The sequence below is a fragment of the Streptomyces sp. NPDC050738 genome, assembly GCF_040654175.1.
Classification (GTDB): Bacteria; Actinomycetota; Actinomycetes; order Streptomycetales; family Streptomycetaceae; genus Streptomyces.
Window position 1 is genome coordinate 725939 of sequence record NZ_JBFAHN010000002.1, and the last position, 12422, is coordinate 738360.

General features: G+C 69.5%; 7 protein-coding genes. 5 read left to right on the forward strand and 2 right to left on the reverse strand.

Going from position 1 to position 12422, the window contains the following annotated elements; translation table 11 throughout:
- Positions 1-428: 428 nt before the first annotated feature.
- Positions 429-755: a putative quinol monooxygenase gene (locus AB0H78_RS07485; protein WP_363233312.1), complete on the reverse strand. Its 327-nt coding sequence runs from the start codon at positions 753-755 to the stop codon at positions 429-431.
- A 64-nt stretch (positions 756-819) separates the two neighbouring features.
- On the opposite strand from AB0H78_RS07485, the gene AB0H78_RS07490 reads away from it, so the two are divergent.
- On the forward strand, positions 820-1191 hold the full coding sequence (locus AB0H78_RS07490) for a MerR family transcriptional regulator (RefSeq protein WP_363233313.1): 372 nt from the start codon (positions 820-822) through the stop codon (positions 1189-1191).
- A 141-nt stretch (positions 1192-1332) separates the two neighbouring features.
- Positions 1333-5031, forward strand: coding sequence for a S8 family serine peptidase (locus AB0H78_RS07495; protein WP_363233314.1), 3699 nt, complete (start codon positions 1333-1335; stop codon positions 5029-5031).
- A 63-nt stretch (positions 5032-5094) separates the two neighbouring features.
- Here AB0H78_RS07495 and AB0H78_RS07500 read toward each other — a convergent pair whose 3' ends face one another.
- Positions 5095-6045 carry a helix-turn-helix domain-containing protein gene (locus tag AB0H78_RS07500; protein ID WP_363233315.1) on the reverse strand — a complete coding sequence of 317 codons (951 nt, stop codon included), beginning with the start codon at positions 6043-6045 and terminating at the stop codon, positions 5095-5097.
- Between the two features lie 194 nt (positions 6046-6239).
- Here AB0H78_RS07500 and AB0H78_RS07505 point away from each other — a divergent pair, with 194 nt between their 5' ends.
- The 3 genes from AB0H78_RS07505 (at position 6240) to AB0H78_RS07515 (ending at position 12225) form a co-directional block, all read left to right on the forward strand.
- Positions 6240-11258: a GEVED domain-containing protein gene (locus AB0H78_RS07505; protein WP_363233316.1), complete on the forward strand. Its 5019-nt coding sequence runs from the start codon at positions 6240-6242 to the stop codon at positions 11256-11258.
- A 172-nt stretch (positions 11259-11430) separates the two neighbouring features.
- Positions 11431-11871: a DUF6325 family protein gene (locus AB0H78_RS07510; RefSeq protein ID WP_363233317.1), complete on the forward strand. Its 441-nt coding sequence runs from the start codon at positions 11431-11433 to the stop codon at positions 11869-11871.
- Positions 11872-12051: 180 nt separating this feature from the next.
- The gene (locus AB0H78_RS07515; RefSeq protein ID WP_363233441.1) at positions 12052-12225 is read left to right on the forward strand and encodes an SHOCT domain-containing protein; all 174 of its coding nucleotides are present in this window, start codon (positions 12052-12054) and stop codon (positions 12223-12225) included.
- The last annotated feature ends 197 nt before the right edge of the window (positions 12226-12422 follow it).

Below are 12422 nucleotides of genomic sequence, written 5' to 3' on the forward strand. Positions count from 1 at the left end.
GTGACCTCAGCGTCCGCGTTGTCCGGCCCCCACGCCAGACAGCCCACTGCGTCCCGGGCGAAATCCTGTCGGTGGAGGTCGTTCATGCCCACCACCGCGGTGACGGTCGAGAGCCGCTGAAAGGCAAGAGGGCGGCGTCAACCTGGGTCACGAGCAGCTGAGCTCGGGGCTGGGGGTTGTCGAACACGCAAGGGCAGGTGACAGGGACGGGGTACGGCTTCATGACATCTCCTCTGGGAGCGGCGGCGATGGATGTGACCGGACAACGTTGCTGATCAGCAGCCCGTAACGGCGACAGGCGAACGATGCGTCGAACGAAAGTTCGCCGAGAGGGCTGCGGGTAAGCGGCGTCTCGGCGCGCGGTGTTGGGCAGGGATTCGAATCACTCGTGCGGGGCCGTTCACCCTTGAGGGGTCTTGCTCAGCGTGCTAGTTGCCGCCGCTGCTCGTCGGGTACGGGCTGACCATGGTGTCGAAGTAGCCGTCAGGGGCTTCTTCGAGGAAATCCAGCAAGTTGTCCAGGAAGGCGCGCAGCGGCTGGGTCGCGTTGTGCCGGTCCAGATCCTCCTGGGAGCGCCAGACCTCGTACAGGAAGAGCCGGCCGTCGTCCTGGGCGTGCAGGTGGTACTCCAGATTGCCCTCCTCCTGCCTGGTCGGCTCCACGAGAGAGGCGAGGAGTCGGCGCACGTCATCGGCGCGCTCCGGCCTGGGGCGCAGGAAACCGTAGAGGGAGATGGGTGCTTGTGTTGTCGTCATGCCGCCAACGCTAGGATCTGACACCAATGTGAGGTTCAAGGTCATCGCGCGTGAGGTGGGTCACATGAAGATCGGCGATCTGGCCCGGGAGACGGGTGTGAGCGTGCGCCTGCTGCGCTACTACGAAGACCAGGGCCTGCTCACCTCGGACAGAACGGACGGCGGTCACCGCCACTACACCGCCGCCGCCCCGACCACCGTCACGCAGATCCGCACCCTGCTGGCCGCCGGCCTTCCCACGAAGACCATCCGGGATCTGATGCCCTGCTTCCTCGGCGACGGTCCCGAACTCGACGCCTGTGTCCAGGAACACCTGCAGACGCAACTACAGAAGCTGGACAGCCGCATGACCGACCTGCAGCACGCCCGCACCTCGCTCAGCGCCCTCCTCGACGCCTCGACGCGAGCGTCCCAGCTCGCATCATCGCGCGCCTGAACCAACCCCAGGGCAGCCCAGGTCACCCCCATTTGTTCGCGCCACCTGTTCTCCGGACGTGCAGTCCAGGTTCCGCCATGGCATCAACCCGCCACCGCCCTTTGATGCGTGCGGTGGGACGGACGGACTAAACCCTTCCCTATGAGATCCATATCCAGACGACGGTCCATCCCGGCCGCCGCCGCACTGACGCTGGCGCTCGCGGGAGGTTCCGCGGTTCCGGCCAATTCGGCCGAGGACCCGGCCGGCGATGCGGCGCAATCCGCCGCCCCGGCCACAACGAAGTCGTACGACATCACCCTGGTGACCGGCGACCTCGTCCACTTCACCGACGGGCCCGGCACGCAGGACGTCGTCACCGTCGACCCGGCGGACGGCTCGACCGGTGGCGTCCAGGTGCTGACGCAGGGCAGCGACACCTATGTGCTGCCCGCCGAGGCGATGGGCCTGCTGGCGGCCGGGAAGCTCGACCAGCGGCTGTTCGACGTCACGCGCCTGGTGGCGATGGGGTACGACGACGCTCACGCCGACGCCGTCCCCGTCATCGCGACGGGGACCTCGTCCAGGAGCCGCTCGGCCACGCCCCCGGCGGCGCCGGCAGGCGCGAAGACGGTCCGTACGCTGCCGTCGATCCATGCGACCGCGCTGCACACGGACAAGAGCCGGGCCCGCGCGTTCTGGAAGGACATCGCCCCGGGCGACGCCCCACGCGCGCTGTCCGCAGGCGTGGACAAGCTGTGGCTCGACGGGAAGGTCGAGGCCTCGCTCGCCGGATCCACCGCGCAGATCAACGCCCCCGCCGCCTGGTCGAAGGGCCTCGACGGCAGCGGTGTGAAGGTGGCGGTGCTCGACTCGGGCGCCGACGTCGACCACCCGGATCTCAAGGACCAGATCGTCGGGTCGAAGAGCTTCGTACCGGGCGAGACCGTCGACGACGGCCACGGCCACGGCACCCACACCGCCTCCACCATCGCTGGTACGGGCGCGGCCTCCAACGGTGTCGAGAAGGGCACCGCCCCCGGCGCCCGGCTGCTGGTCGGCAAGGTGCTCGCGAACTCCGGGTCGGGCGCCGACTCCGGAGTCATCGCCGGCATGGAGTGGGCGAAGGAGCAGGGCGCGGCCGTCGTGTCGATGAGCCTCGGCAACGGCGAGGACTCCGACGGGTCCGACCCGATGTCCCAGGCGCTCGACGCCCTGTCGGCGAACGGCGGTCCGCTGTACGTCGTCGCGGCGGGCAACGCCTACGACCCCGGCACCATCGGCGCGCCCGGCGCGGCAGCCTCCGCGCTGACCGTCGCGGCCGTCGACAAGAACGACGAGCGCGCCGACTTCTCCAGCCAGGGCCCGCTGATCGACTCGTACGCCCTGAAGCCGGACGTCTCCGCACCCGGCGTGGACATCAGCGCCGCCGCCTCGCAGTCCGTCCCGGGCTGGACGGGTGGCTGGTACAAGACGATGAGCGGCACCTCGATGGCCACCCCGCATGTCGCGGGCGCGGCCGCGATCCTCAAGCAGCGCCACCCCGACTGGAGCGGCCAGCGCATCAAGGACACCTTGATGAGCAGCTCCGCACGGATCTCGGCCACACCGTACGAGGCCGGGACCGGCCGGATCGACGTGGCAGCCGCCGTGGACTCGACGGTCGAAGCCAACGGGTCGGTGGCCGCGGCCTCGTACAAGTGGCCCAACTCCGGTGCCCAGCCCGCCACGCGCACGATCACCTACCGCAACAGCGGCACCTCGGACGTCACGCTCGCACTGTCGCTCGGCACCGCCGGCAGCGCCTACAGCCTCTCGGCGTCCTCGGTCTCCGTCCCGGCCGGCGACACGACGGACGTCACGCTGACCCTCGACCCGTCCAAGGTGCCCGCGGGCACCTCTTTCTCGGGCCAGGTCGTCGCCACCGACAGCACCACGGGCACGGTGGCCGCACACACCGGCTTCGCCATGTACAAGGAGCAGGAGCTGTACGACTACACCGTCAAGGTCCTGGGCCGCGACGGGAAGCCGACGGCGGGCACGGTCGTCCTCCACGAGGACGGCTCCGACACCCCGCTGTACCTGGGCGTCAACGGTGAGGACACCCTGCGCCTGCCGCCCGGCACCTACACCGCCACGACGTACATGGACATCCCCGGTGACTCCCCCGACTCGCTCGGCAAGGCCCTGCTGATCTCGCCGGACACCGCCCTCGACGCCACGCACACCTCCGGCACGGTCACCCTGGACGCGAGCAAGGCGCGCAAGGCGTACGCGGTGACGGACCGCGAAAGCGCGGTCACCCAGGCGTCGTTGGACGTGTCCCGCGTGTACGACACCGGCTCGACCGCCCTGGGCTCGCACTGGAACACCACCATGATGCTGCCGATCGCCTTCGACTCGATCTACCTGAGCCCGACCCCCAAGGTCGACAAGGGCACCCTGAAAGCCTTCGTCCACTGGCGGACGCGGGAGAATGCCTTGAAGGCCGAGACCGGCAGCGGCCACGCGATCACGCTCACCGCTCAGGGCTCCACGGTCTTCCACGACGGGACCGCCACGCTGAAGACCGTGTACGCGGGCAAGGGCGCGGCCGCCGATTACACAGGCCTCGACGTCAAGGGCAAGGCGGTCGTCATCGACCGCAGCGGCGCGGTCACCGCGTCCCAGCGCGCGCAGGCGGCAGCCGACGCGGGCGCCGCCCTGCTCGTCATCGTCAACGACAAGGCGGGCCGCCTGTACGCGAGTTACACTGGTGGCGGCGACACGACCGTCACCTCCGTCTCACGGACCGACGGCGCGCGGCTCGTCTCCGAGGCGACGTCGGGGTACGGCAGGATCACGGTCCGCCAGAAGCAGTTCCCCGGCTACACCTACGACCTGCTCCAGAGCTACCAGGGGAGCATCCCCGATGCTCCGCTGGCCTATCGCCCCAGGGACGGCGAACTCGCCCGCGTGGACGCCGCATACGCCGGCGCACCCGGCACGCTCGGGCAGGGAGCGCGCTACTTCGCTCCCTCCTGGGGCCCGGCCCTGGGTGGCGACGAGTACGAGCTCTACGGCCGCACCGTGACGGAGTACGTCACCGCGGAGCCGGACGGCATGGGCTCCTGGTACGAGCAGCACTCCACTACGGGAGGCGGGCCGAGCCTCGCCGAAATGAACCTGGCTGCCCACTACACCGCGGGCCGCCACAGCGACGAGGAGTGGTTCAAGCCCGTCCAGGCACCTCGCCTGGGCACCGGGTACACGGCGAACTACAGCCGCACCGGCACGTTCCAGTGGAACATCGCCATGTGGTCGGACGGCGACGACGGTCACCTCGGCATCGGAGGCGCCGGCACGCAGACAGCGCTCTACCAGGGCGACACTCTGGTCGCCAAGGCGAACGCCCAGTCGGGACACGTCTTCCACGCCCCTGCGGGCGCTTACCGGCTGACGGCGACCGGACAACGCAACGGCCAGGCCTGGCCGACCTCCACGAGCACCACCTGGGGCTTCGAGGCCAAGGCGATTCCCGCCGACGGCCCGGTCAGGGCCGATCTGCCCCTGCTGAATCTCTCTTACGACGTCGACACCGACCTGCAGGGGCTTGCGCGGGCGGGCAAGAAGCTCGAACTGGGCCTGCGCTCGGCCACGTACCCCGGTGATGTGAAGGCGACCGCCGCCACGCTCCAGGTGTCGTACGACGACGGCGTCACCTGGCAGCAGGCGGAGCTGAGGAAGACGGCGGACGGCCGCTGGACGACCGTGCTGAGGACTCCGTCCGACGGACACTTCGTGTCGCTGAAGACCTCGGCCCAGGCGCCGGGCGGACTCACCGTCGACCAGGAGATCATCCGGGCCGTCGGGCTCCGGTGATCTGACAAGCGTGTGGCGGGCCGACGGTCGGCGATCGGCCCGCCACACTTCTTCCGCCGGCCGTCACACCCACCCGCGGTCGCGGGCGTACCAGCCCAGTTGAAGACGGGTCGTCGCGTCGGCCTTGGCCATCAGCATCTGGATCCGCCGCTGCAGTGTGCGGACCGACATCTCCAGCAGCCCGGCCACGGCGGTGTCGGTGAAACCCGCGAGCAGCAGCCGCAGAACGTCCGTGTCGAGCGCGTCGAGCTCCGCCGCCGGTTCCTGGTAGGGCCTGCCGCGCTCCCACACCTGCTCGAACAGCTCACGCGCGAGGTGAGCCGCGCCGCCGCGCAGGACGACCGCCGGGTCGACGTCACCGCTGTCCCCGTGCAGGGGCAGCATCGCCGTGTCGCCGTCCGCGAGGATGAGCTTGCACGGGACGCGTACGACGGTACGGACCTGAACGCCGTCCGCGAGGGACTGCCCCACATGCTCCGCGGCCCCCGGCTCCTTGAGGAAGCCCTGGTCGACGACCGCCCGCACCCGCACGTCGCGGGCCAGCGAGGTGACTTCCTCGCTGTCCGTCGGGGTGACCGCTCGCGGTTCGCCGGCGGAGAAGATGTCGACGGTGTGACGTGCGGAGAGCTGGATCTGGAGATAGCGCGTGCGGATCGCCTCGGTTCCCTCGACGATCTCCACCAGTTCGCGCTGGGACCGGTCCACGCTGGCCGTACGGTACGTCTCCACGAGCCGTGCCACCGTGAGCTCGGCCCGCTGCAACCGTTCGCGGTGCGCGGCGAGTTCGACGCCGAGCGCCACGGCCGGGGGCGCGGCGACATACCGGCGGCCGCCGTCCTGCCCCCTGGCCGTCACCAGTCCGCGGTCCACCAGCGACCCCAGGGCCAGTTGGGCGCGCACAGCCGACAGGGTCGCCGCTTCGGCGACTTCGGCGCCGTCCGCCGCGGGCACCTGGATCAGCGTCCGGTAGACGGCGTCCTCGTCCGCCGAGAGTCCGAGATCCTCGAGGCCCACCGCTGCCCACTCCTGTCGTCGACAACACCGTTGCACGCAGTGTCGCAGGTCGGGGCCGCAGGCCGGGCGACGCGGCCGCTCCCGGGCCCATCCAGGTACATCTCAGCCGAGAATCACCTTGAGTGAATAAAAGTGACTGTGTGTCATGTGATTCTGGGGCCGCCCACTCCCCATCGCGGCTGAAAGCGGTACACATGACAGACGAAGCACGCCGGAGAGCCCGCTCCAGGCGCACATCGGCCCTTGCCATGGTGGTCAGCACCGCCCTCGGCACGATGGGTGCGGCACCCGCAGCCGCCGCGCAAGCGCTCCTGCGCCACGACCACGCCTCTGCCTCCGAGAGGCTTCCCGCCACGTTCAGGGCGGCGGCGCCCGGCGTGCCCAAGGATCCGACGGTGGTGTACGAGGAGAACTTCGAGAACACCGGCTCCACGCCCGCACTCCTCAACAAGTACGCGGGTGCGGCTCCTCAGAACGAGAGCTACACCGCCGATCCGTCCTGGCTCACCGGCTGCAACGGCTGGGTTCTCAAGTACGGCGGTTCCGAGAATTACGCCCCCGGCATCACGTCCTGCGCCAACGAGACGTTCTGGGACGGTTCCCGCAGCATTGCCCGGGCCATCGGGGCGTACATCAACCCGGCCGACCCGGACCAGAACCACGCTGTCACCGCGTTCACCTATCGCGATCCGGGCGTGAACAAGATCCAGTTCGACACCGTCCAGCCGATCCCGCTGCACGCCTCGAACCGGTTCCTCACCTTCGCGGTCACCACCGCGGCAAAGAACTGCCAGGCTGCGCACCCGCTCATGAAGTTCTATTTGAAGAAGGGCACGGAGGAGATTCCCACCTTCACCAAGCCCCTCGACCCCTGCACGGACCCCAGGTCCGTGACCCCGCTGAACGACGGCGTCATGGTTCTCGACGCCCCGGCCGACACTCCGTATCTGTTCTCCGGCGACGAGATCGGGATCCGGATGCGCAACGGGCAGGGCAGCGGCACCGGCAACGACCACGCCTTCGACGACATCCGGATCCTCGATGTCACACCCAGCATCGACAAGTCGTTCAGTACCGCCGCCGCGCCCTCGAACGGCACGGCGCAGCTGACCTTCACCGTCACGAACACCTCGGACCTGCTGACGAAGAAGGGCTGGTCGTTCGCGGACAACCTGCCGAGCGGGATGAAGATCGCGGACTCCCCCGGCGCCTCGACGACCTGCACCAACGGCGCGGTGACAGCAGCGGCCGGCAGTACGAACGTGAAGCTGAAGGGCGACCTCAACTCCGGCCAGACATCCTGCACGCTCACCGTGAGCGTCACCGCGCCCAAGGGCGAGTACGAGAACTGCGCGGCGAACGTCACCGACCTGGTCGGCGTCAACGCCCCCGGCTGCGCCACGATCAAGTTCGTCGACCCGCGCTACACGATCAGCAAGACCTCCTCCCCCGCGAGCGGTGAGCCGGTCGTCCCGGGCGAGAAGGTGACGTACACGCTGACGGTGGCGAATCCCGGCGAGGTGCCGGTCGACGCGACCCTCACCGACGACCTCACCAAGGTCCTCGACGACGCCACGTACAACCAGGACATGAAGGCCGACGCGGGCACCGTCCGGTACGGGCCGCCCAAGCTCAGCTGGGCGGGCACCCTGGCCCCGGGCGAGCAGGCGAAGATCACGTACTCGGTGACCGCGAACGACCCGGGCACCGGGGACGGCCTGCTCACCAACACCGTGGTCGGGGACACGAACTCGAACTGCTTCGCGGGTACGGAGGCGGGGTGCACCACCACGGTCGGCACCCCCACCCTGGAGATCCAGAAGACACCCGACCGGCAGAACGCGAAGCCCGGCGAGAAGGTCACCTACACCGTGGTGGCCACCAACACCGGCAAGGCCGAGTACAAGAACGCCCGGATCACCGACGACCTGACCGGTGTCCTGGACGACGCCGTGTACAACAAGGACGCCCAGGCGAGCAGCGGCAACGTCACCCTCGACAACGCCAAGCTCTACTGGTCCGGCGACATCGCCGCAGGCGCCAGGGTGACGATCGTCTACACGGTCACCGTCAACGCCCCGGCGACCGGCGACAACGTACTGAAGAACACCGTCACCGGGCCGCCCGGGTCCAACTGCCCTGCGGACAGCACCGACCCGAAGTGCTCGGCCACGGTCGACGTCCCGGAGCTGGAGATCGCCAAGACGGTCGACCAGAAGTCGGCGAAGCCCGGCGAGAAGGTCGCCTACACGCTCACCGTCACCAACACCGGCAAGGGCACCTACACGGGCGCGACCGTCACGGACGACCTCACCAAGGTCATCGACGACGCGTCGTACAACAAGGACGCGAGGGCGAGCACCGGTTCGGTCGCGTACGACCAGCCCAAGCTCACCTGGACCAGCGACCTCGCGGCCGGTGAGACCGCCACCGTCACCTACACGGTCACCGTGAAGAACCCCATCAGCGGCGACAAGGCCCTGCAGAACGGTGTGTCCGGCCCGCCCGGGTCGAACTGCGAGCCCGGTTCCACGGACCCCAAGTGCGGCTCCCTCACGGATGTGCCGGAACTGACGATCGCCAAGACCGCCGACAAGAAGTCCGCCAAGCCCGGCGAGACGGTCGCCTACACCGTGACCATCACGAACACCGGCAAGGTCGCCTACACCGGCGCGAAGGTCGCCGACAATCTCTCCAAGGTCATCGACGACGCCACGTACAACACCGACGTCAAGGCGAGCAGCGGCTCGGCCTCCCTGGACAACACCACGCTCTACTGGACCGGCGACCTCGACCCGGGCGAGAAGGCCACCGTCACCTACACGGTGACCGTGAACACCCCGGACAAGGGGGACTACTCGCTGGAGAACACCGTCACAGGACCGCCCGGATCGGACTGCGTGGACTGCAGTACGACGACGCCGGTCTCGGACCTGCTGGTCGCCAAGTCCTCGGACGCGGGCGCCGTGGTCAAGCCCGGCGACAAGGTGACGTACACGGTGGCGGTGACCAACCCGGGCAAGAGCACGTACACGGGCGCCACCTTCTCCGACGACCTGGCGAAGGTCCTGGACGACGCCGCGTACAACAAGGACGTCAAGGCGAGCGGCGGCACGACCTCGTACGACGAGCCGAAGCTGACCTGGACCGGCGACGTGCCGGCCGGGAAAACGGTGACCGTCACCTACTCGGTGACCGTGGCCGCCGATCCGGCCAAGCTCGGCGACGGCAAGCTCGACAACGCGGTGACCGGGGGCTCCAACTGCCCCGAGGGATCCACCGATCCCACGTGCTCCACGCACACCGGTGACATCCCGACCCTCGCGCTGAGCAAGTCGCTGGACACGGCGGCGCCGCTGCCCGGGGACACGGTGACGTACACGGTGACCGTCACCAACAAGAGCGCCACGTCTCCGTACCCCGGCGCCTCGTTCACGGACGACCTCAGCAAGGTGCTCGACGACGCCGCGTACGGCAAGGACGGGAAGGCCGACAGCGGCGAAGTCAGCTATGACGAGCCGAAGTTGACCTGGAAGGGCGACGTCCCGGCCGGTGGCACGGTGACCGTCACCTACTCCGTCAAGGTCAACGACCCGCTGACCGGCGACCAGACGATGACCAATGCCGTCACGTCGAACACCCCGGGCACCAACTGCCCCGAAGGCTCCACGGATCCGAAGTGCGGGACCACGGCGGAGCTCCCGTCCCTCAAGATCAAGAAGACGGCCGGTCCCTTGCGCCCCGAACCGGGCGACAAGATCACCTACACCGTCACCGTCCTCAACGACGGCAAGGCCGACTACCCGGGCGCCACGTTCACCGACGACCTGACGCAGGTCCTGGACGACGCGTCGTACAACGACGACGCCAAGACGGACATCGGCGAAGTCACGCACGACGACCCGAAGTTGACCTGGACCGGCGACCTGGCGAAGGGCGCCACGGCGACCATCACCTACTCGGTGACCGCGGACCAGCTCGCGGTGCGCCAGGACGAGGGCGACGGTGTGTACGTCAACAAGGTGGTCGGCGGCCCGGGCTCCAACTGCGGTCCCGACTCCACCGACCCCGACTGCCGTACGATCCTGCCCCCGCGTGAATACGACTTCGGGGACGCCCCCGACAGCTACGGAACCACCCTGCGCAAGGACGGCGCGTACGCCGAGATCGTGAGCGGTCTGCGCATCGGCGCGGCCATCGAGCCGGACACCGACGGCCAGCCGAGCACGCGCACCGACGGGGACGCGGCCGAGGACGCCATGACGGACCCGGTGACGATCAACCAGCACGATCCGGACGTCTCCCTGACGATCCCGGTGACCGACACGACGGATGCCGACGCGGTCCTCGCCGGGTGGATCGACATCGACCACGACGGAACCTTCGGGGCGGACGAGCTGGCCACCGCCACCGTCACTCCCGGTGCGACACAGGCCCGGCTCACCTGGCACGGGACCGACGCGATGCCGGCGGGCACGTCGTACCTGCGGCTGCGGCTCTTCGGCGACAAGGCGTCCGCGGACCGCGCCGCGGTCCGCCGCGACACCGCTCCCGTGCGGCCCACCGGCTTCGGCGGGCCCGGCGAGGTCGAGGACCACCGGATCGAGGTCGCACCGGCCCATCTGGAGTTCACCAAGTCGGCGTCGCCGGCCACGGCGAAGCCGGGCGACAAGGTGACGTACACGGTCACCGTCACCAGCGACAGCCCCGCGGACTACGCGGGCGCCACCTTCACCGACGATCTGACCGAGGTGCTCGACGACGCCGCGTACAACAAGGACGTGGCGGCGACGGCCGGCTCCGTGGAGTACACGAAGCCGAAGCTGGTGTGGAAGGGGACGGTCCCGGCCGGGAAGCCCGCGGTGGTGACGTACTCCGTCACCGTCGGCGATCCGGTACGAGGGGACGGCGCCCTGGTGAACGCCGTCACAGGCCCGAAGGACTCCACCTGCGAGCCCGGCTCCACCGACCCGAAGTGCACCACGACGGTCGAGGTCCCGCCGGGCACCCCGATCCCGCCGCCGGCCACGCCCGACGAGGGGACGACGCCTCCTCCCGGACAGCCCGGTACGCACCCCGGCGGCCCGAACGCACTGCCCGACACCGGCGCCTCGTCCGACACCCTGTGGGCGGCGATCGGCGCGGCCCTGACCCTGGGGGCCGGCACCCTGCTGACCGTCGCGACCCGCCGCGGTCGGCGCACGGACGGCTGATCGCACCCGCACCACCCCGCCGTGGGGCCGGTTCCCTGATCCAGGGGCCCGGCCCCACGGCCTTTCCCGTACGCCCCTTCGCCCGCGGCCGGGCACCCGAGTCGCCGCGGCCTCCGCCCCGCCCTATCATCCGTTTTGTTCTGTATAGGTACTTTGCGAAGGGGGCTCAACCATGGCCAGTGGCCTCAACCCCGACACCGTCGGCCCGGTGGACGTCGCCGTGGTGGCCTTCGAGGGCAACCGGTTCAACGGCGAGATCGTGCCCGCGCTGCGGGAACTGCAGGAGAACGGGACCGTCCGCATCCTCGACCTGACCTTCGTGAGGAAGGCGGAGGACGGCTCCGTCGCCGTCGTCGAGCTCGCGGATCCCGACGTCGCGGAAGCGTTCGAGAAGCTCGCCGACGACCAGTTCGACCTGCTCAGCGACGAGGACCTGATGTCGGTCGCCGACGGCATCGCAACCGGCTCGTCGGCGGCCGTCATCGTCTGGGAGAACACCTGGGCCGCAGGCCTTGCCGCCGCCATGAGGGGCTCGCGCGGGGAGCTGCAGTTCCTGGAACGCATCCCGAGGGACATCGTCGTCGAGGCCGTCGCGGCGCTCGACGCTCAGTAGACGCGACGAAAAGGAGAGCCCGTCATGCCTCGACGTATGGGAAGGCCCGGACTGCTCGGCACCATGGCCCGCACCGCGGTGATCACAGGTACCGCCAGCGCGGTCTCGGGCCGGATGAACCGGCGCATGAGCAATCAGGAGATGCAGCAGCAGGCGTACGCCCAGTCGCAGCAGCAGGCGATGGTCGACCAGACCGCAGCCCAGGTCGCGGCCCAGGCCCCGCCGCCTGCCGCCGCGCAGCCCCCGGCCACGGACCGTGTCTCCCAGCTCACGGCGCTGGCCGACCTGAAGGCCCAAGGGCTGCTCACGGAAGCGGAGTTCACCGCCGAAAAGGCGCGGATCCTCAACTCCTGACCCGGCTCCTGGCTCAGCCGCGCAGGGCGGACAGGAAGATCCCCGGCAGCCTGCTCGCCCTCGGGTCGGCGGTGTAGGCCGTCAGGCGTTCCATCGTCGTACTGCCGGTGCGGTTGGTGACGTAGTACGGCGGACGGGGCGACAGCGAGGGTGATCCGGTGAACAGGCCACGTGGTGCGGGCGCGAACGGCGCCCGC